Here is a 21,319-nt window from a genome sequence, read left to right on the forward strand (position 1 = left end):
ATTCGAGATCGAAGAATGAATGCAAAACAGGCGGAGACCGGAGGGTTCTGCCTAGGGGCAATTAACTCTTTGTTGCCTACATGGATGTAGGTAAGGGGCGTGAGCAGGACGCGGAAGCTTTGCTCGGTTTTGACTTATTCTTACATGGATGTAAGTCAGTAGAATAACGCAGGAGCAGTTATCGAGCCCACTAGGTTACAAATCTCGCGCCGCGATTAAATTGTCCCTAGTTTGAACAAATATCAATCCGCAAAGGTTAACAGACCCTGATTATGTTAAATTGAGCTTCGTTTTTATTTATTTAATGACAGTGGGTATTATTTAAATTAATCCCCCGCTGCTTTTGCACAGCAGAACATGTTGAACCACTAGCCCAATACGCTTTGAATTGGTAAAATATCAAAAACAGAACGTATTCAATAGAGGCACAAGATGGGCAGAGCATTTGAAGTCCGCAAAAATTCGATGGCAAAAACAGCCAATGCGAAAACTAAAGTAAATTCAAAGTACGGTAAAGAAATTTACGTTGCAGCCAAAAGTGGTGAACCTGATCCCGATGTAAATCAAACATTGCGCCGCTTAATTGAAAAAGCCAAAAAAGACCAAGTTCCTGCGCACGTAATCGAAAAAGCAATTGAAAAAGCAGCCGGTGGGGCAGGGGAAGATTACTCTTCAGCCCGTTACGAGGGTTACGGCCCGGGTAATTGTATGGTGATTGTTGACTGTTTAACCGATAACCCAAACCGCACAATTAAAGATGTACGTTTACCGTTTACTAAAACAGATTCAAAAATAGGTACACCTGGGTGTGTTGCACATATGTTTGATCACCTTGCTGTTTTAGGATTTGCAGGCGACGACGATGAAGTCGTGTTAGAAGCCCTGATGATGGCTGACGTTGATGTGACTGATGTAGAAGCCGAAGATGGCAAGGTATCGGTGTTTGCACCGCATACTGAGTACTTTAAAGCTAAAAAGGCATTAGAAGAAGCATTTGAAGGCATTAACTTTGAAGTTGATGAAATTACCTTCGTTCCACAAGTACATGTTGAAATCACTGATGAAGAAGTCATTGCCAACTTTGATAAATTTATCAATATGCTTGAAGATTGCGATGACGTACAAAATGTTTATCACAACGCGACTATTAAAAATTAATTCGTAGCTAGTGAATAGTGATTATTCACTAGCGTTATAAAAAAATCAGCTTATTGATTTTTTAGATTAAGTTTTAAGTTAGTGCTGTGCTTTATATTTCAAGCGGTAGCTGTGTAGTAGTGGCTCTGTGTAACCGCTCGGTTGACTAACCCCTTCAAATACCAGTGCTAAAGCAGCTTGATACGCAATACTTTTAGCTAATGTCTGCTCATTAGTTGCCATGGGAATGTAAAGGCTGTCATGTTCATTTTGGCCATCAACAACCTTAGCCATTTTTGCCATCACTTTTTGTACTTGCTCTTTGCTACATACACCATGATGTAGCCAGTTGGCGATATGTTGGCTTGAAATACGTAAGGTGGCTCTGTCTTCCATTAAACCAATATGATTAATGTCAGGCACTTTAGAGCAGCCTATTCCTTGGTCAATCCAACGTACTACGTACCCTAAAATACCTTGCGCGTTGTTTTCAAGCTCGCTTTGAATATCTTCTTTTGATAGCGTTTCAGGGTTTGGCATGAGCGGCGGTGTAAGTAAGCTCTCTAGGCTTGCTATTTGACGCGTGGCAATGCTTTGCTGCAGGCTAAATACATCAACATCATGATAATGCATTGCGTGTAATGTGGCGGCAGTAGGGGAGGGCACCCAAGCGGTATTTGCGCCAGATTGAGGGTGCGCTATTTTTTGCTCCATCATCATTGCCATTTTATCTGGCATTGCCCACATACCTTTACCAATTTGCGCTTTATGGCTTAAGCCACAGGCTAGGCCAATATCAACGTTGCGATCTTCGTAAGCGCTGATCCAAGGCTGTGCTTTAATAGCCGCTTTCGGCAGCACAACACCCGCTTGCATTGAGGTATGAATTTCATCGCCAGTGCGGTCTAAAAAGCCAGTGTTAATAAACACAACACGCTCTTTTGCTGCATGAATACAGGCTTTTAAGTTGGCTGATGTACGACGTTCTTCATCCATAATACCCATTTTAAGGGTGTTTTTAGGCAAGCTCAGTGCCTCTTCAACCATACCAAATAAAGTATTAGCAAAGGCGACTTCATCAGGGCCATGCATTTTCGGTTTTACAATATTAATACTTTGCGCGGTTGAATTTTTAATCGTGTTTTTAGTGTTTAAATCGTGCAAAGCAGCTGTTGCGGTGAACATGGCATCCATAATGCCTTCAAACACATCATTGCCGCTTACATCCGTAATGGCTGGATTTGTCATTAAATGCCCCACGTTACGCACAAACATCATACTGCGCCCTTTGAGGGTCAGTTTTTGGCCATCAAGTCCTGTATATTGTCGGTCAGCTTGTAACGTGCGGTCGACCATTTTGTCGCCTTTTCTAAACGTTTCAACCAAGTTGCCTTGCATTAAACCAAGCCAGTTTTTGTAAACGTGTACTTTATCTTCTGCATCTACCGCGGCAACCGAGTCTTCACAATCCATAATGGTTGTTAGTGCGGCTTCTAGCACCACATCTTTTAGCCCTGCTTTATCTGCTTGACCAATAGGATGGTGATGGTCTATTTGCAGCTCAATATGCAATCCATTGTTTTTAAGTAAAATAACACTCGGGTTTTGTGCTTCACCTTGATAGCCAATCAGTTGCTCAGGGCTTTTAAGTATGGTGTGCGAACTGTCGCGCAGGGTAATAGCAAGGGCGCCGTCAACAATAGAATAGTTAGTACTTTCAATATGCGAGCCATTTTCAAGCGGTAATGCTTTGTCTAAGAACTGCCTTGCGTAAGCCATTACTTTAAAGCCACGAACAGGGTTATATTGGCTGCCTTTTTCGGCGCCGTCGTCTTCGCTTAAAACATCGGTTCCATATAAAGCATCGTATAACGACCCCCAACGTGCATTAGCAGCATTAAGCGCAAAGCGTGCATTACTAACCGGCACCACTAGCTGTGGCCCTGCAGTCAACGCTATTTCTGGCTCTACATTTTGAGTTTCAATACTAAAGTTTTCAGGCTCATCAACTAGGTAGCCAATATCTTTTAAAAACGCTTGATACTGAGCTTGGTCAGCATGTTTATTTGCAAGGTGGTAGTCATCAATTTGCTTTTGTAGCTGTTCACGCTTAGCCAGTAGTGATTTGTTCAATGGTGTAAGTGTTTGCACTATGTGGGCAAAGCTTTTCCAAAACTGGTGTTCATCAAGATGGGTACCAGGTAATAATTGTTTTTTAACAAATTCAGCAAGTTGCTTATCAACGCTGAGTCCTGAATGGGTGAGAGTGTGGCTCATAATTAATATCCTTAAACGGTCCGACAGTGTGCAATTTTTTATATGCGTACACCTACCATATCGCAAAAAAGTGGCTTTGAATGCTTTTTAGTCATTCACTATATGTATAGCCGCAATAAAAACTATAAATTTACTAAATCTAAAAAATAAGCCTAATGTTTAATTAAGCGCTACAGAGCTAACGTGATGTAGTCACTCTCTCAACAATAAATATTAATACCCGTTCGAAGGACTTTATTATGACAACATATCAAGGCGAAACAGATACACTAGCAACATTATGCCAATCACAAGGCAGTGCATGGAAAACAATTAATCCTGAATACGCAACACGTATGCGTTTACAAAATCGTTTTCGCTCTGGTGTTGATATTGCACAATTTACAGCAGACATCATGCGTGAAGACATGGCTGCATACGATAAAGACACAAGCCAGTACACACAGTCTTTAGGTTGTTGGCATGGTTTTACTGCGCAACAAATGATGATGGCAATCAAGCGTCATCAAAAAACAACTAAACGCAGTTACGTATACCTAAGTGGTTGGATGGTTGCAGCGCTTCGCTCTGAGTTTGGTCCACTTCCAGATCAAAGTATGCACGAGAAAACATCAGTACCTGCACTTATCGAAGAAATCTACACCTTCTTAAAGCAAGCGGATGCACGTGAACTTGACCATTTATTTAACGAGCTAGACGATGCAAAAGCAAACGGCGGCGACGTTCAAGCAGTACTTAACAAAATTGATAACTTTGAAACGCACGTTGTGCCAATCATTGCTGATATTGACGCCGGTTTTGGTAACGAAGAAGCGACTTACCTACTTGCTAAAAAGATGATTGAAGCGGGTGCATGTGCTATTCAAATCGAAAACCAAGTATCAGACGCTAAGCAATGTGGTCACCAAGCAGGTAAAGTTACCGTTCCTCATGAAGACTTTTTAGCTAAAATTAATGCAGTACGTTACGCGTTTCTAGAGCTAGGTATTGATAACGGTATTATCGTTGCGCGTACCGATTCTCTAGGTGCAAGCCTAACGCAAAAAGTACCGGTTTCACAAAAACCAGGTGACTTAGCAAGCCAATACAATGCATTTTTAGAAACAACACCGGTAAACAGTGTTGATGATTTAAATGAAGGCGAAACGGCAATGAAGCTTAATGGCCAACTTTGTAAGCCTACACGCCTAGATAACGGTTTATACCAGTTCCGCGAAGGCACTGAGAAAGACCGCGTAGTACTAGATTGTGTTACTAGCTTACAGTCAGGCGCTGATTTACTGTGGATTGAAACAGAAAAACCACACGTAAAACAAATTGCAGAGCTGGTAAATCGCGTTAAAGAACAAGTTCCAGATGCTAAATTAGTATACAACAACTCACCGTCGTTCAACTGGACGCTTAAGTTCCGTGAGCAAGTATACCAAGAGTGGCAAGAAGAAGGTCGTGACCTGAGCGCTTACCCAAGTCTTGATGATAACAAAGCGCTTATGGCTCCAGAAATGGATTCAACAGAGCTTGCTGCAGCTGCAGACTTACTGGTACAAAACTTCCAACGCGATGGTGCACGTGAAGCGGGTATTTTCCACCACCTAATCACGTTACCAACGTACCACACAGCAGCATTAAGCACAGATATTCTATCTGAAGGTTACTTTGGTGACTTAGGTATGCTGGCTTATGTACGTGATGTACAGCGTCAAGAAATCCGTCGTGAGCAAGCGTCTGTTAAACACCAAGACCTTGCAGGCTCAAACATTGGTGATACACACAAAGAGTACTTCTCTGGCGAGAATGCACTTAAAGCCGGTGGTGAAGCTAACACCATGAACCAATTTTAATTCAACTAGATAGTGTTACTTAAGGGCCGCAAGGCCCTTTTTTTATGCCTGCATAAAGGCAAAATTTAATAGATCAGTATTTTACTAGCTAGTTATTCAGGGATGCAATGCAGGTTAAGAGTGTAAATAAATTTAAAGGATGTTTATGCTTGGCTGGAGGGCTTGATAGTCTGGTTACGCTTTAACATGTATAAGCACAATAAATTAACTGTTTTTGCCGTATATAGATCAGAGTTTAACTAACATTGTGAAAGCAGATCACGATTTAACTAGCTAGTTAAAATACAGATCAGGTTTTAACTAACCATGATAAAAACAGCCATTCTCTTCATCATTAAGGGTAGATTTGCCTTTCTAATCCTCAATTTGAGCATCTAAACGCTTAATTTAAAGATTTTTAACTAGGGTTTAGAAAGTAATAAACCGATTTTTTACTAACTGTCGCTACTTATAAAACATTTTTTTACTAACTGAGGGCTTATAAACAGTGACTCAAACCGAATTTTTACTAACTCAAAGAGGTTGAGTTAGTATAAACCGAATTTTTACCAACTCAGTTTGAAGCTAAGTCCGATATTTAGCTAAAGTATGTAAGGGATTACTCACATTATTGCTGTAAAGGGGGTTTACACTTGTGAGCTTCGAGCAACGAGCTTATATAGCTCGTCACTCATAACTCTGCGTTTTATTTCGAATGCTTATCAAACCACCATTGAATATATGCCACTTTGGTCATTAAGTTAGATGGACGGGCAGTAATACCATGTGAGGCGTTTGGAATACGCACCATCGCGGTATCAACCCCCTGCAATTTTAAGGCTTGATAAAACTGCTCTGTTTCTGAAATAGGCGTACGGTAGTCTGCCTCACCCGTGAGTAACATGGTTGGGGTTTTAACATTGCCAACATAACTGATGGGTGAGCGTTTCATGTAATGCTCAATATGATCCCAAGGTTTGCCCGGAAACCAATAATCGGCAAAGAAAGGATAGAAGTCGGCAGTGAGTACAAAGCTGATCCAATTAATTACTGGTTTGGCAACCACAGCTGCAGCAAAACGATCTGTATGACCTACAATCCATGCGGTTAATACACCGCCGCCAGAGCCACCGGTTACAAATAGTTTAGATTCATCAATAAACCCTTTGGCAACGAGTGCATCAACACCCGTCATTAAATCATCGTAGTCATTGCTTGGGTAATTATGATGAATGGTTTGCGCAAACTCTTTACCGTATGAATCACTACCACGTGGGTTCATGTATAAAACCACGTTCCCTTTAGCGGCAAATAGTTGTACTTCGGCACTAAAGTGCGGGCCATAATTAGCGACAGGGCCACCATGAATTTCAAGCACTAGTGGGTATTTTTTTGATTTATCAAAACCCGGTGGGTAAGCAACCCAGCCTTGTATTGGCAGCTCATCGTGGCTTGATTTAAGCCATAATTCTTCAACCTCAGCGAGTTGCTTGGTTGCGAGTGCATCAGAATTTAAATCGGTTAAGCGCTGTGCTTTACCGCGCTTTATTGTGGCTACATCAGCAGGGCGCTGGGTATCGGCCAATGTAAATGCAACATGACCATTTTCACTAATATCGAAATCGCCACCGGAATAAGGGCGACCAAACGCAACACTTCCTATTTGTTCGGTAATCACTTTGCGTTTGCCACTTCGAGGTTGATAAGCCAGCGCAGTTTGCCCTTCATCGGCATAGCTAAAATAAAGCCCTTTTGAGTTCGCGCTCCACTTAATTTGGCCAACACTTCTATCAAAATCGGTGGTTAGGCTTTGAGTATTCCCTGTTTTTAAATCGCAAATATAGAGTTGGGTGTTTTCGTAATTAGTACGCTTGTCGTCATACCCTGTATAGGCAAGGTATTTGCCATCGGGTGACACTTTAGGTTGTTGATCAGGCCCATTACGCTCAGTTAGAGGGAAAATGGCTAGCGAGTCTAAATCGAGTTGATAGAGCTCAGTGTTAGTGGGCTTCAATTCATTATTTTCATTGCGATTAGCAGAAAAATACAAAGTTTTACCGTCTTTACTAAAGCTGACTTCCCCACCATTATTAAAATTATCGTTGGTGAGTTGTTGAGCATTACCGCCATTGGCATCAAGTGTAAATAATTGACTAAACCCTTTTTCAGTATAACCCCCTCCATCGGCACGATAATAAACATCGTCAATATATTTAGCAGGCTCTGCCCACGTGGCACCTTTTGGTTTTCTAGGTAAGCTGACAGGCGCAGACGTCGCCATTGGAACAAACATACTAAATACCAGCTGGTTTGAATCAGGAGTCCAAGTTAGTGAGCTTGGGTTGCTAGTTAAATTACTAACCTTAGCGATAGCCCCTGTTTTTAACCATTTAATATATATTTGGTTGCTACCATCTCGGTTTGATATGAAAGCAAGTCGCTGTCCGTCAGGAGAGACTTCTGGCGAGTTATCCATATATACACCAGAAGTTAATGGTTGTAGTTGCCCTGTGCTGTAATCAACAGACCAAATATTGCCTACTTTACGGTCGGTTTTAATATCCATGCGGTTGCGGACAAAATACACGGTTTTACCGTCTTCTGTTATGTCTATTTGGTTGGCATATTCAAGATTGAAGATATCTTGAAGTTGTAATGTATCGGTATTGGCAACAGCTAATTGACTGCTGCCCAGTATAAGACTCATAGCTAAAAGCGTTTTCATTATTTATCCCTGTTTTAAATCACTGCTCTATTTATAGGGTAGGAGAGGGATAATTAACAGTCAGATGCGACGAAGCCAGTATTTAAAACTACCAATAAATGAAAGTGAGAAAAGAAAGTAAAAGCTGTAAAGGGGGTTTACAGCTTAGAGGAAGTTATACGCTTGCGCTGCAAAGTGTCTTTATGTCTTCAATAAGCGCAACACCTTGGGCGTTATCACCGTGCACACAAATACTATCGGCGTTAAGTTTTAACGATTTTCCTGACTGGGTAGTCACACTGTTACTAGTTAAAAGCTGTTTAACTTGTGCCAATAATGCTGCTTTATCATGCACACTGCCTGCTATATTTCTTGCTACGAGGTGCCCTTGATCAGTATATAGCCTGTCTGCGAACGCTTCTAAAACAAGCGTTAGTCCAAGATGACGTGCCATTGTATGGTGGTGTTTAGCATCGGCCGTAGCCAGTATCATTAATTTTAGGTCAGCAGGGTAACTGGCAACCGCGCCCATCACAGCACTAAGTAGTGGCTGGTGTTTCATCATGTCGTTGTAAAGCGCACCGTGGGGTTTAACATAGCTAAGGGTTAATCCTTGTGCCTTTGCCATGCCATCAAGAGCAGCTATTTGGTAGTGTAAACACTGAGTGAGCTCGGCCACACTCAGGTTCATTGAGCGTCTGCCAAATCCTTGTTTATCGGGGTAGCTTGGGTGAGCGCCAATAATAACATTATGCTGTTTAGCGAGCTTAAGAGTATTGGCCATAACACTAGGATCGCCCGCATGAAAACCACAGGCAATGTTTGCCATATCAATATGCGGCATTACTTGATCATCAAGCCCCATTTTCCACGCGCCAAAGCTTTCACCTAAATCACAATTGAGTTTCATATTAGTGGCTCTTTGATTGTTTAATAGTTACCGGTAAGCTGCCTTTAGCAGGGGCTTGACCGAGTAATACTTTAGCAAGTGCTGTAAATGCAGGCCCAGATACTTGCTCGTTTTTGTCTACGTCAATATTATAAGCATATGAAGCTAATACTGCATCGGCAGAGTCGCCAAACTGCGCAATATCATAAGGAGCTCGCAAACTAATAAACACGGTGGGTATTTGTTGCTTGTTAGCCATTTTAAGTAATGTTTCAAGTGCTTTAGGTTGCTCTGCGTTATTGAGGGCAAAGTCTGGGTTATCGGCTAAATCATCCATCCCGCCAATTTCCACTGCGCTTTGATTAGGCGTGGCATTCCCGGCAATAATAATATCAGCTTGGTTTATATTACGCTGAGCATCAACAGGGTCAAAACCTTGTAAACTGCTACAGCTATAAACTAATGCGTGTGAGCTCAGTGCTATTATGGCTTGTTGTATGGCCATACATTTACGCGTATCGGGCATAATAATATGAATGTGTTGGCCAGCATTAAGCTTAAGTGGCAAGGTGTTGTTGTTATTTTTTATCTGGGTGATCGCCGCTAAGGCCAGTGACGCTTCTAATTCGCGATGTGCTTTTTTACCAATAATGTGTTTGGCATTGGCTAATGCTTTGATGGGAACAGGCGAAGCGTTTAATTTAAATTTACTTTTAAGTGAGATAATACGCTGTGCTGAATGCGCAATTTCCTGTGCGTTTAGTTGCTCTGATTTAACCGCACTGACTAATGACTCAATGAGAGTATCGAGCTTTTTAATGTCATCTGGCGTTCTAATCTCTATTGGCATCAGCGCAATATCAACCCCAGCGGCAAAGGTGTTTATAATTGCTTGAGTTGGACTAAAAAAGTGACTAATACCTGCCATATCAAGTGCATCGGTTACCACCACACCTTGATAGTTAAGTTCTTTACGTAGAATATCGGTCATGATTTTACGCGACATTGTCGCGGGCTTGATCATTTGTTTGCCATCAACATTAGTCAAGGTACTGCTATCGAGCTCTGGATACTGAATATGCGCGGTCATTATCATGCCCGGACTATGCTGCTCAATAATGTGTTTAAAGGGCGCTAAATCTTGTGCGTAAATCACCTCTTTTGAATGCATCACTTTAGGCAAGCCGGTATGACTATCTACATTGGTGTCGCCATGCCCAGGAAAATGCTTTAGTGCGCTAATAATGCCATTTTTTTCAAATTCACTAACTTGTGCGGCACCTAATACTGCTACATCATTTGGGTTTTCACTAAAAGAGCGGACATTAATTACCGGATTGTCTGGGTTCATGTTTACATCAACGGTTGGCGCGTAATTTACATTAATCCCCAATGCTGAAAGCTCCGTGGCGAGAACATTCGCGGTTTGAGTTGCGAAATAAGTGCCATGCTCAGGGTAGGTGGCGCCAATTGACATATTACCAGTAAATGAAGTGGCCACATCACGTGGCAGTCGTGCTACGCGTCCACCTTCTTGGTCAATTGAAATAAAAAGCGGTAAGCCTGATTTAGAGTGAGACGCAGCTTGTTGCAGTTGCTGATTAAGGCTAATTATTTGTTCAATACTTTGGGTGTTTTCAGAAAATAAAATAACCCCGCCAATATCATAACGGCTAATCGCTTTGGCTAGTGTATCTGGTAACTCGGTTAATGCTGTTCTGCAGCGCTCACTGCTGCCTTGGTGACAAAAGTAGCGTAAATCGAGCATAAGTTTTTGCCCAAGTTGCTGTTCAAGCGACAGCGCAGAATCGGCAAAAGAAGATTTTATTGGCATGAAACATCCGATTAAAAAAAGAGAAGACGACAACAGGTACTTATTTAGCAACACACACCTCAAGGCTAAATAAAAATAAAGTGCATGCAGCTTAACTATTATTGAGCTTAACTGCAAAACCCGACATATATAATAAATGTCATTTTATTATTCCAAAAATAACAAAAATTAGGCTACTTAGTTTAATTTCTGTATTATATTTAGGATATATGTAGTACATAGCAGTCGTTTTTATTTGCTTAGGATGATAATAAGTTGCGTTTTCGATCACCATTTACTTTTAAACTTAGGCAATTAATTCTGTTGTTAGCTATCACTGCTACAGCCGCTATTTTGTTCAGTGGTTTATACATTAGTTACCAAGTACAAAAAGAACGGGTAATAGAAGATACTCTCAAAAGTAACCATGTATTTGCTAGTAAGCTTGCCTCGGCGACCGATCACTTTTTAGCCGCCGCGATGCAGCAACTTGAGTTTTCAGCCAAAATTATTGCTAAAGACATTACCAATACTGAGTTACTCCAAGCTGAAACCAACCGCCTTTTAAACCAAACACATAGCTTTAATTCGGTAGCAATTAACATGCAAGGTGTCGTTAAAGCGGCCTCACCTGTTTCATTAAATATTATTAATAAAACCGTTAATTCACCTCATTCTAAACAAGCCTTTAAACTACAGCGTCCATTGGTTAGTCGTCCTTATGTATCGCTTGCGAATAACTTAATTGTTGTACTTTCTTATCCTTTATTTGACGAAATGGGTAACTACTACGGCTATATTGGCGGTAGCTTTTATTTAGAACAACAGAGCATTTTAAACGCCTTATTAAAACAGCATAGTTACGATGGCGGGGCATACTTTTATGTGGTGGCTGATAATAAAACCTTACTTTATCATCCTGAGACTGAGCGGATTGGCGAACAAGTCATTAATAACCCAGTAATTGAGCGTGTTTTGCAAAGCGAAGATGGATACACCCGGGTTTTAAATAGCCAAGGCGTGTCTATGCTTGCTGGATATTCGCCCGTTAAACTTGCTAATTGGGGCGTAGTTGCCCAGCGTAGTGAGGTGGCAACACTTGCCACGTTAGATACTTTTCAAGGGCTGGTGCTTAAGCGAATGCTACCAATTGTATTAATTACTTTTGTATTGATTGGTGTGTTAGCGCATTTTATTGCTAAGCCCCTTAGGTTACTAGCTGACAGTGCAAATTTATCGACTGATCAACAAAACGTGGCGAATCTTAAAAGTATTAAATCTTGGTATTTTGAAAGTCAGCAACTTAAAGCAGCCATGTTAGAAGGAGTTAATATACTGCAGTCGAAAATGGGGCAATTACGCCAAGATGCACTCACCGATCCGCTAACTGGTGCGCATAATCGGCGAGGTTTGTATTTATTGTTAGATAAATTAATTCAAGAACAGATCCCCTTTGCGGTTCTAGAAATAGATATCGACTTTTTTAAACGGGTTAATGACACCTTTGGCCATGATGTGGGCGATGAGGTACTAAAAACTTTAACGTGTGTGATCAAGCAGGTATCTCGCAAAGATGATATTGTCGCGAGAACTGGTGGGGAGGAATTCTTACTTATATTACCGAACGAAAATAGCGATAGTGCGTTTGTTATTGCTGAGCGGTTACGTAATGAAGTGGCGAATACACCGATGGCCAAAGTTGGTTGTATAAATGTCTCCATCGGCATTGCTACATGGCCGCAGCACAGTGATGATATTGATCAAGTATACAAATGTGCTGACAAAGCGCTCTATCATGCAAAAGAAACGGGCCGAAATAAAACCGTTATTGCCAGTCTAAATTAAATTTTTAAAAAATTAACTTACCTTAAGTTTTATTTAAGTTTCGCCTATTAAATTCTACCTATAGATTTGATACAGGCGATGCTTTTATGCAATTAGCTCAACAACAGTCATCATCAACACTTTTTCAGTCGTTCACACAGTGTGTGAGCGCCAGAGAATGTGATGAACACCGTCAGCGCCTTGAAGATACAGTAAAACAAGGCTTTTTAGCTGCGTACAATGCCAGCCTAACTTCATTTATGCCATTACTCTGTCAGTATAAAACTCAGCAAGGGCATTGTACATTAGGGCTTAGAAACGCCACTTCTCCTTTATTTATTGAACAATATTTAGCAGCGCCCATTGAGCAGTTTTTACCAATGGGCACACAGCGCAGTAAAGTGTTTGAGTTAGGTAATCTTTATTCAACACACAGAAAAGCCACGTTATCGCATTTTATTATTGTTAATGAAGCTTTAAGAGCTATTGGTGCTACTAATTTGGTTTTTTGTGCCACTAAACATGTACGTGCCTTATTGCGTTTATTAGGGGTGACGTGTAATGAAATCGCATTGGCTAACAGCAGTGTTGTTGAGCAACCAAAAAGCTGGGGAAGCTACTACGCGAACCAGCCTACAGTATGCATTGTTAATTTAGAGCAAGCACATCTACAAGTACTTAATACGCCAATGCTACTTGATATTAAACAACAAAATACACATGGCATTACGGCATTAATCAACGCGCTGGAGACGGTATGAGTATGTTAAATAGCTTAAATGACTTAGCGACTCAGCCGGCGGTTGTCGCGCATTTTGCGAATCAAACACAACAGTTCACAGGTGCTGAGCTGCTTCAAGAAATAAATAAAGTAGCGGAAATTTTTGCAAATTCAGATGCTGATGCAATTGCATTTCAACTTGATAACACACCTGCTTGGTTGGTACTTGATGCTGCGACCAGCGTTGCTAATAAAGTGGCTATACCGATTGCCCATTTCTTTAGTCAACAACAAACGCAATATGTGTTGGAACAGTGTGGTGCACAGCTGTTTATAAGTGATATGCCAAGGCTTTCTTTGGGTGTGCATACATTGTCTATTACTTTGTTTGATCATTACACCTTATATATTTATCAGCTCAACGTTAAAGAACCGATTCGTTACTTTGAGGGCACGCAAAAAATCACCTTCACGTCAGGCTCTACAGGCGAGCCTAAAGGGGTGTGTTTATCAACTCAAAGCCAAATGCAAGTTGCACAATCGTTATGTGAGCAAATAGGTATAAGTAAACCAACTCACTTATGTTTACTGCCATTACCTGTATTACTGGAAAATATTGCAGGTATTTATGCACCATTATTAAGTGGCGGTTGTGTACATTTAATGCCGTTAAACGAATTGGGTTTTGTTGGTTCAGGGTTAAAAAATCCTGAAAAACTAATTAGTGCAATTGACAGTGTAAAACCTAACACCCTTATTTTAGTGCCTGAGTTATTAACGTGTTTAATTGCGTTTGCAAAACAAGGTTGGCAGCCGCCAAAGTCATTACAGTTTATTGCAGTTGGCGGAGCGCTCGTGAGTGATGCTTTAATTGCTACCGCCAGAGAGCTTAATTTACCTGTTTATCAGGGGTATGGATTATCAGAGGCGGCATCTGTCGTAAGTTTAAATACGCCCAAAAATGATGATTTAAAGAGTGCCGGTACTGTACTACCGCACATACAAACCAAAATCGAAAAAGGCCAGTTGTACATAAAGGGTGAGCTATTTTTAGGGTATTTAAATCAAGCGCCGCATAACCCAAATAACTGGTATGCAACAGACGATTTAGTGACCCAGCATGGTAATAAGCTCTTCATAAAAGGGCGACTTAAAAATCTGATTATTACCAGCATGGGCCGTAATGTCAGTGCTGAATGGCCTGAGTCATTAATATTGAGTCAAAGCGCGATTATACAAGCCGTTGTTTTTGGTGAGGGCAGACCTTTTTTAACCGCGATTATTTATGCAATCCCTGAGTTGAGTGATCAACAACTCAGAGAGCATATGAAATTTATAAATCAACAGTTACCCGATTATGCACAAGTTAAAAAGTGGCATCGGTTAGCTCAGCCTTTAAGTGTTCAGCAAGGGTTACTAACGACCAATAATCGTCCTAAGCGCCAGGCTATTAGCCAGCAATTTAACCTTATTTTTGAACAATTTTACCGACTTGGATAAGTGTTCCATGACTGATTTTTTTAATACATTAAAAGCACAAACTCAAAACGAGCGTGAGTACTTATTAGCTGCGCCAATTATACAGCGCGTTTTTAAAGGCCAAGCATCACTTGAAGAGTATGCGTCATTTTTAGCGCAAGCCTACCATCATGTAAAACACACTGTGCCATTAATGATGTCGTTAGGTGCCCGTTTGACCGACGAACAAGAATGGTTACGTGAAGCCGTAGCCGAATACATTGAAGAGGAAATTGGCCACCAAGAATGGGTGCTTAACGATATTGCCGCGTGTGGTTTTGATAAAGAAAGCGTGCGCCATAGTAAGCCACAATTTGCTACCGAAATGATGGTCTCGTATGCCTATGACAGTATCGCTCGTAAAAATCCATTAAGCTTTTTTGGCATGGTTCATGTACTCGAAGGGACTTCAATTGCACTGGCTGATGGCGCAGCTTCAAATATTGCTGATGCAGTTGGTTTACCTAAAAAAGCATTTAGCTATTTAACCTCTCATGGTGCGCTTGATATAGAGCACGTAAAGTTTTTTGAAAACTTGATGAACAAAATTACTAATGAGGCCGATCAGCAAGCTATTTTACATGGCGCAAAATGTTTTTATCGTTTGTACGGTGATATTTTCCGCGCTTTAGATGACGAGCCGTTCTTTAAAGCATCAGCGCAAGAGCAACACGCATGAATACCGGCTTATGTGTTTTAACAGGAGCCACAGGGGGAATTGGCCAAGCGATTGCCAAAACACTGCACGCACAAGGTTGGCAATTACTATTAGTAGGGCGTAATGGCGATGCGCTAAATGCGCTAAGTAGCCAGTGCCCAGGTAGTATGACTTTTGTGGGAGATTTAACCGTTGCAGAAAACATGCTGGCATTGGCAATTAAAGCCAAAAAATTGGGCGGTGCTAAATTACTTATAAACAATGCAGGCATTAATGTTATGCAAAGCTTAAGTAGTTGTAGTAGTGAACAAATTGATAATCTACTGAGCACTAATTTAGCCGTCCCGATGAAACTATGCCAACTGTTTTTAGAGCAGCTGCAAGCGAATAGAGGCACCATAGTTAATGTTGGGTCGTCTTTTGGCAGCATAGGTTACCCATATCAAACACTTTATTGTGCCAGTAAATTTGGTTTGCGTGGTTTTAGCGAAGCGTTATCACGAGAGCTTTCAGACACTGGCGTTAGAGTTACTTATTTGGCACCTAGAGCAACTGATACCGACATTAATGATGCTCAAACGCGGGCAATGAACAAAGCGCTTGGTAATCAAATGGATTCACCGCAGTTGGTGGCTGATGAGTTAGTTGCGTTATTAAACTCAAATAAAACCAGACGATTTATTGGTTTTCCTGAGAAACTTTTTGCACGTATCAATGGCGTTTTCCCACGTATTGTAGATAACGCAATTGCTAAACAACTCCCTAAAATAAAAAGCTTTTTAGGTTAATAGAGGATTTATTATGAAAAAATTTACTTTAGCAGCTTATTTAAGCATTGTTAGTGTATTTTCATCGCCGGTATTTGCAGATGAACAAAGCGACTTACTCGCTATTCAACAGCAGTGGGCGGTCGCTAATTATGAGCTTAAAGATGACGCACAAATCAAAGCCTTTACTCAACTGAGTGAGCAAAGTGCTCAATTTATTGAAAACTATCCTAATTCAGCAAATAGCTATACATGGAACGGCATTGTGCTGGCAAGTTTTGCGGGTGCAAAAGGCGGCTTAGGGGCGTTGGGTTATGCCAAAGATGCAAAGGCATCATTAGAGCAAGCCCTTAAAATAGACGACAGTGCTTTAGGTGGCTCAGCGTATGCTAGCCTTGCAACCTTATACAGTAAAGTACCAGGGTGGCCAATTGGCTTTGGTGATGATGACACCGCTGATAAGTTTTTTAAGCAAGCACTCGCTTTTAATCAAAAGGGCATTGATACTAATTATTTGTATGGTGAGTTTTTATACGACGAACGTGAATATAAGCAAGCCAAAGCCCATTTGTTAGTTGCACAAGCGGCCGGTATTCGTGATACTCGCGCTAAAGCGGACAAATATCGTCAGCAAGCAATTAGCCAATTATTAGCTAAAGTTGATAAAAAACTAAAGAGATAACAAAAAAAACAATGCATTTATTATTAGTTGAAGATGATCATCTTGTGGCGCAAGGGCTTTGCCGCTCATTGCGCCAAGAAGGCTACAGTGTAGAACACAGCGCAACGGTTAAGCATGCGTTGCAATGTTTAGGCAGTGGCGAAATAGAGTTGGTTATACTTGACCTAGGCTTACCTGATGGTGATGGTTCGCAAATTTTAAAGCACATAAAAGCACAAAAAAAAGTCATTCCGGTGGTGATACTAACCGCTCGCAGTAGCATAGATGACAAAGTGCAAGGGCTTGATATGGGGGCTGATGATTATTTAGCTAAGCCATTTGAACCAGCCGAATTATTTGCTCGTTTGCGCGTAGCGAGCCGACGTGTAAATCAAGCTCAGTCGAGCTTATTACAATGTGGTGATGTTACTATGGATACGTCAGCGCACAGTGTCACACTTAACGATGAGCTACTTTCTCTACCGCGAAAAGAGTATATGCTGCTAAAAGCGTTACTGGAAAACCAAGGTCGCGTACAATCTAAGCAGCAGTTAGAAAATAAACTCTATCAATGGGGTGAAGAGGTTGGCTCTAACACCATTGAGGTGCATATTCATCACCTACGAAAAAAATTCCCCAGCGATTTTATTAAAACTCTCCGTGGTATTGGCTATGTTGTGGGAAAGAGATAGCTCACGTGATTAAAACGCCCCTAGATTGCACAAACTTGAATTTACAAAGGTAACCATGCGCTATGTCAATTCGTAAGCGTTTAACACTTATCTTACTGTCAATGATGGTGTTAACTTGCTTTTTAGCTTTAGTCAAAGGCTATCAAAAAAGTATGAGCCATGGTGAACAATTACTCGATAGTGAGCTAAAAGTGGTGGCTGGAGTCTTGATGCAACAGCCTCTATCTATAAACGCTATGGCGCCAAAAATGCAAGAAAGCGCCCAGTTACTGTATCAAATTTGGCAAAGTGGTGAGCTACTTAGCGGTTCTGACGAATTAAATCTTGATTTGAGCCAGTATCAAGCGGGTTTTCAAACGCTTAATATTGCAGGGCAGCGAATGCGGGTATTCGTTTTTGCTACTTCTTTACGCACCGTTATTGTTGCCGAGCCGATTACTAAGCGGTTTGAGCTTGCCGAGGCGGTGATTTTATCAGCCATGTTACCCATGTTATGGGCGGTTCCTTTGCTTGCGCTATTTATTAGCTTTTTTGTTAAATATGCACTGGCACCGTTAACCCGTTTATCAAAACAGTTAGCTCTGCGCCAAGCAAATGATTTCACAGCGATCAATTGGCAGGTGACGGATGAAGAAATAAAACCAGTGATCAGCCGCTTAAACGACTTATTTAAACGCGTAGAAACGGCCTATTTACGAGAACGTTTTTTTGCCTCAGATGCCGCCCATGAATTACGTACTCCCCTGAGCAGTTTAAAAATCAATGTGCATAATTTGGCCGCCCAACAAGGCGATAACCAAGAATTACAAGCCATGACTCAAGGTATTAATCGACTCACCAATATTGTGGAGCAAATGCTAATACTAGGGCGTACTCAGCCAGAGCAGTGGCAAAAGCAGTTTAAAGAACAGTCATTATTAGCGATCACGCAAGAAGTAGTTAGCCAACTATATGAAAAAATAGAGGTTAAAAATCACACTATTAGCCTTGAGGGAGATGACTTTACTATTAACGGTGATGAGTTTACCTTAGTGACGTTAATTTCAAACCTACTGAGTAATGCTATAAAGTACGCGCCTGCAAACGGACAAATAAAAATTACCCTAAAGCAGATGCACAGGCAGCGTATTTGGCAAATAGAAGACAGCGGTCCAGGTATGACTGACGATCAAAAACAACGGATATTTAACCGTTTTTATCGCGTTGGCGGCGACCAACATCCTTCGGGTGAACAAGGTGCGGGCTTAGGCATGGCAATAGTCCAGCACATTATTGCTATTTATAGCGCTAAAATTAATTTAACAGACAGCGATTTGGGCGGCTTAAAAGTACAGGTAGTTTTTGCAGGAGCTAAATGTGATTAAACGACTTATTCACCCCTATTTATATTGTTGCGTATTTTTATCATTTAACGCCGCCAGTAAAGACTATCTTATTGTACTTAAAGATCATTTGTTTTATCCCGCAGAAATCGTGGTGCCAGCCAATAAAAAGGTACGCTTGTTAATCGAAAATCAAGATAGTACGCCTGAAGAATTCGACAGTTTCGATCTCAACCGAGAGAAAGTACTTTACCCTAATCGCAAAAGCGTTATTTATATTGGGCCGTTAACTCCTGGGCGTTATGAATTTTTTGGCGAGTTTTCACCCAATACGGCGCGTGGTGCTGTAATAGCGACCGAAAAGGAGGGTTCTGATGCTAATAACTAGCCTTGTGATGAGCCTCAATCAGTTATTGCCGGTGGCCATTTTACTTATTTTACTCCAAGTGATTGCCAGGCAAAGTTTAGTGAAGGTACTGGGGATGCTTGTTTTAGGTGTGGGGCTATCATTTTTATTTGTAAAAAGTGCTCCGCTAATCAGTCCCTTGTTCGACTATCAGGGTTTAGAATATACCCAAATTGCTTTATGTGTTTTAGTGTTTATCAGTGCGCTGTACTACGCCATTAAACAAGCAACGCCTGCATTTATGATTGCGATTATCAGCGTAATGACTCTTTATTTAAGTCATTACATTATTTACCTGATTGGCTTTTGGCAAAACAACGAAGCAGCACAAAGCTTATTTATTGGCACTTTTTTAGGCTTAGGGATATGCAGTAGCTTTAGTGTGTTGTTGTATTTTTTATTGGGTGCAATCAAACAGCGCTTTGGGCTTATTCCTTTATTGGTATTGTTAGCGTTAAACAGTGCGGCAAAACTGGTTGTGGCACTTGATTTGGCGAGCCAAATTGATTTGATAGCAACAACGGCAACCGTATGGGATTTACGTGCTATTTTAACTGAAAACTCAGAGTTTGGACGGGTTTTGCGCGCACTTATCGGTTATGAGGCTACGCCTAATTTAACCAGTGTTTTAAGTTATGTGCTGAGCAGCGTGTTATTTTTATCAGTTTGTTATTTTATTCCTAAATCAATAACTAAGGAACAATCATGAAAGCAATAAACCTATTTGCAGCCACTGTATTAATTGGTTTTTGTTTATTAATACCTAAGCTGGCTTATGCTGATGGCATAGTGGTTGATAAAGTTTATCATCCGTATGTTTTGCCGTTTGAGCGCGAGCTAGAGTGGCGGCTTGTATCACACCAAACCGACAGTGGTAATATTTTAGCGCAGCGCGTTGGCTTAGGCGGCGCAGTTAACGACACCATGGCATTGGAAGGCTATTTAGTGGGCGAGCGCGATGATAATGGTGACTTTGGCTTGCAAGCGTATGAGTTAGAACTTCGTTGGCAGTTAATAGAGCAGGGCAGGCTATGGGCTGATTGGGGCGCGTTATTTGAATTTGAAAAACAGCATGACGCCGACGCATACGAAGCAACCACCGGTTTTGTGATTGAAAAAGAGTTTGGTCGTGCAAGTCTCACTATGAATGCATTTTTAGTGTACGAGTGGGGCCAAGATATACAAAATGAGTGGGAAAGCGAATTTAGAGCGCAATATCGCTACCGCTATTTGTCTGCTTTTCAGCCCGCGGTTGAAGTTTATCTTGGCGAAGACTTTGTCGGTATTGGCCCCGGATTTATAGGGTTACATCGCTTTGATGGGCAAAAACAATTAAAGTGGGAAGCCGGTTTTATTACTGAAATCAGCCAGTCAGAGAAAAATCATAGCTTTAGAATGGCACTAGAATTTGAATTTTAAGCTCTTTAAACAAGTACTTAATTTATAAAGCGGGCTGCTTAAGCTATTTTATAAATTAAATCGCATTAAGGGTTGACTTGAGTCTGTAACTCTATATAGTAGTGCGCAGCTAGAAAGAAAGCATGATAATTTATAAATCTCCATTTCGTTGTTGTATAAGTAATACTTGTAGTACCGTCCTGAAGTTTTTAAGTACCATCTCATTTTTTGCTACACCGCCCATTAGGGCACAATTTAATTTTTATATCAGGAATAATACTATGTCTAACATCGTATCAGGTACAGTTAAGTGGTTCAACGAGTCTAAAGGTTTTGGTTTCATCGAGCAAGAAAATGGTCCAGACGTTTTCGCACATTTCTCAGCAATCAAAAGCGAAGGTTTCAAAACTTTAGCTGAAGGCCAACGTGTAGAGTTCACTCTTTCACAAGGTCAAAAAGGTCCTCAAGCTGATAACATCACAGCTCTATAATTTTACTTTTAAGTAAAATGAAAAAAAGCGCTTAAGGCGCTTTTTTTGTGTCTAAAATTTAAGATATCTCCCCACCATCTGTAAATTTATACCAATTCGCTTAATTAAGCGGTCTATTTTGAGGCAGGAAAAACGGGTTGATAGCTAGGCAAACAATTCGCTATTTAGTTGTTCTAAATGAGAATTTTTTAACACAGATAGCGACACGTTTAGCCCCGCAA

18 protein-coding genes are annotated in these 21,319 nt (G+C 41.0%); 14 read left to right on the forward strand and 4 right to left on the reverse strand.

All coding sequences use genetic code 11. The features are described 5' to 3' along the window. Positions 1–432 precede the first annotated feature (432 nt). On the forward strand, positions 433–1,158 hold the full coding sequence (locus CWC30_RS11380; protein WP_036983603.1) for a YebC/PmpR family DNA-binding transcriptional regulator: 726 nt from the start codon (positions 433–435) through the stop codon (positions 1,156–1,158). 78 nt (positions 1,159–1,236) lie between these two features. Here the strand turns inward: CWC30_RS11380 and CWC30_RS11385 are convergent, their stop codons facing one another. Beyond that, a complete protein-coding gene (locus tag CWC30_RS11385; protein WP_138627142.1) occupies positions 1,237–3,414 on the reverse strand; it encodes a malate synthase G in 2,178 nt (725 codons plus the stop codon). A 239-nt stretch (positions 3,415–3,653) separates the two neighbouring features. Between CWC30_RS11385 and CWC30_RS11390 the strand changes: the two genes are divergently transcribed. Further along, complete coding sequence (locus tag CWC30_RS11390; protein ID WP_138627143.1) at positions 3,654–5,255, forward strand: isocitrate lyase; 1,602 nt, start codon at positions 3,654–3,656, stop codon at positions 5,253–5,255. Between the two features lie 685 nt (positions 5,256–5,940). On the opposite strand, the gene CWC30_RS11395 is transcribed toward CWC30_RS11390, so the two are convergent. The 3 genes from CWC30_RS11395 to CWC30_RS11405 all read right to left on the reverse strand — a co-directional run bounded on the left by CWC30_RS11395 (position 5,941) and on the right by CWC30_RS11405 (position 10,661). After that, the gene (locus CWC30_RS11395; protein WP_138627144.1) at positions 5,941–7,959 is read right to left on the reverse strand and encodes a S9 family peptidase; all 2,019 of its coding nucleotides are present in this window, start codon (positions 7,957–7,959) and stop codon (positions 5,941–5,943) included. A 154-nt stretch (positions 7,960–8,113) separates the two neighbouring features. Continuing rightward, on the reverse strand, positions 8,114–8,848 hold the full coding sequence (locus CWC30_RS11400; protein ID WP_138627145.1) for a 5-oxoprolinase subunit PxpA: 735 nt from the start codon (positions 8,846–8,848) through the stop codon (positions 8,114–8,116). Position 8,849: 1 nt separating this feature from the next. Further along, positions 8,850–10,661: a glycoside hydrolase family 3 protein gene (locus CWC30_RS11405; protein WP_138627146.1), complete on the reverse strand. Its 1,812-nt coding sequence runs from the start codon at positions 10,659–10,661 to the stop codon at positions 8,850–8,852. Between the two features lie 303 nt (positions 10,662–10,964). Here CWC30_RS11405 and CWC30_RS11410 point away from each other — a divergent pair, with 303 nt between their 5' ends. The 12 genes from CWC30_RS11410 to CWC30_RS11465 all read left to right on the forward strand — a co-directional run bounded on the left by CWC30_RS11410 (position 10,965) and on the right by CWC30_RS11465 (position 21,098). Then, entirely contained in the window at positions 10,965–12,485 is a 1,521-nt protein-coding gene (locus CWC30_RS11410) for a sensor domain-containing diguanylate cyclase (protein ID WP_138627147.1), read from the forward strand. A gap of 86 nt (positions 12,486–12,571) precedes the next feature. Further along, positions 12,572–13,225 (forward strand): thermostable hemolysin, encoded by a 654-nt coding sequence (locus CWC30_RS11415; protein ID WP_138627148.1) that lies wholly within the window; start codon positions 12,572–12,574, stop codon positions 13,223–13,225. A 2-nt stretch (positions 13,226–13,227) separates the two neighbouring features. Beyond that, positions 13,228–14,685 (forward strand): AMP-binding protein, encoded by a 1,458-nt coding sequence (locus CWC30_RS11420; RefSeq protein WP_502704754.1) that lies wholly within the window; start codon positions 13,228–13,230, stop codon positions 14,683–14,685. A gap of 7 nt (positions 14,686–14,692) precedes the next feature. Continuing rightward, positions 14,693–15,382, forward strand: coding sequence for an iron-containing redox enzyme family protein (locus CWC30_RS11425; RefSeq protein ID WP_016900001.1), 690 nt, complete (start codon positions 14,693–14,695; stop codon positions 15,380–15,382). Then, positions 15,379–16,149 (forward strand): SDR family oxidoreductase, encoded by a 771-nt coding sequence (locus CWC30_RS11430; protein ID WP_013462836.1) that lies wholly within the window; start codon positions 15,379–15,381, stop codon positions 16,147–16,149. The genes CWC30_RS11425 and CWC30_RS11430 overlap by 4 nt, the downstream gene beginning before the upstream one ends. A 13-nt stretch (positions 16,150–16,162) precedes the next feature. After that, the gene (locus CWC30_RS11435; protein ID WP_013462837.1) at positions 16,163–16,810 is read left to right on the forward strand and encodes a hypothetical protein; all 648 of its coding nucleotides are present in this window, start codon (positions 16,163–16,165) and stop codon (positions 16,808–16,810) included. An 11-nt stretch (positions 16,811–16,821) separates the two neighbouring features. Beyond that, a complete protein-coding gene (locus CWC30_RS11440; protein WP_013462838.1) occupies positions 16,822–17,481 on the forward strand; it encodes a response regulator in 660 nt (219 codons plus the stop codon). Between the two features lie 62 nt (positions 17,482–17,543). After that, positions 17,544–18,845 (forward strand): ATP-binding protein, encoded by a 1,302-nt coding sequence (locus CWC30_RS11445; protein ID WP_138627150.1) that lies wholly within the window; start codon positions 17,544–17,546, stop codon positions 18,843–18,845. Further along, entirely contained in the window at positions 18,838–19,191 is a 354-nt protein-coding gene (locus tag CWC30_RS11450) for a cupredoxin domain-containing protein (protein WP_028834667.1), read from the forward strand. The genes CWC30_RS11445 and CWC30_RS11450 overlap by 8 nt, the downstream gene beginning before the upstream one ends. Further along, positions 19,178–19,918, forward strand: coding sequence for an FTR1 family protein (locus CWC30_RS11455; RefSeq protein WP_036983615.1), 741 nt, complete (start codon positions 19,178–19,180; stop codon positions 19,916–19,918). Before CWC30_RS11450 ends, CWC30_RS11455 begins: the two co-directional genes overlap by 14 nt. Continuing rightward, positions 19,915–20,628, forward strand: a complete 714-nt coding sequence (locus CWC30_RS11460; protein WP_138627151.1) for a hypothetical protein — start codon at positions 19,915–19,917, stop codon at positions 20,626–20,628. The genes CWC30_RS11455 and CWC30_RS11460 overlap by 4 nt, the downstream gene beginning before the upstream one ends. 260 nt (positions 20,629–20,888) lie before the next feature. After that, positions 20,889–21,098, forward strand: coding sequence for a cold-shock protein (locus tag CWC30_RS11465; protein WP_008467029.1), 210 nt, complete (start codon positions 20,889–20,891; stop codon positions 21,096–21,098). Positions 21,099–21,319: the final 221 nt, after the last annotated feature.

Source organism: Pseudoalteromonas sp. S4741 (assembly GCF_005886135.1).
Classification (GTDB): Bacteria; Pseudomonadota; Gammaproteobacteria; order Enterobacterales; family Alteromonadaceae; genus Pseudoalteromonas; species Pseudoalteromonas tetraodonis.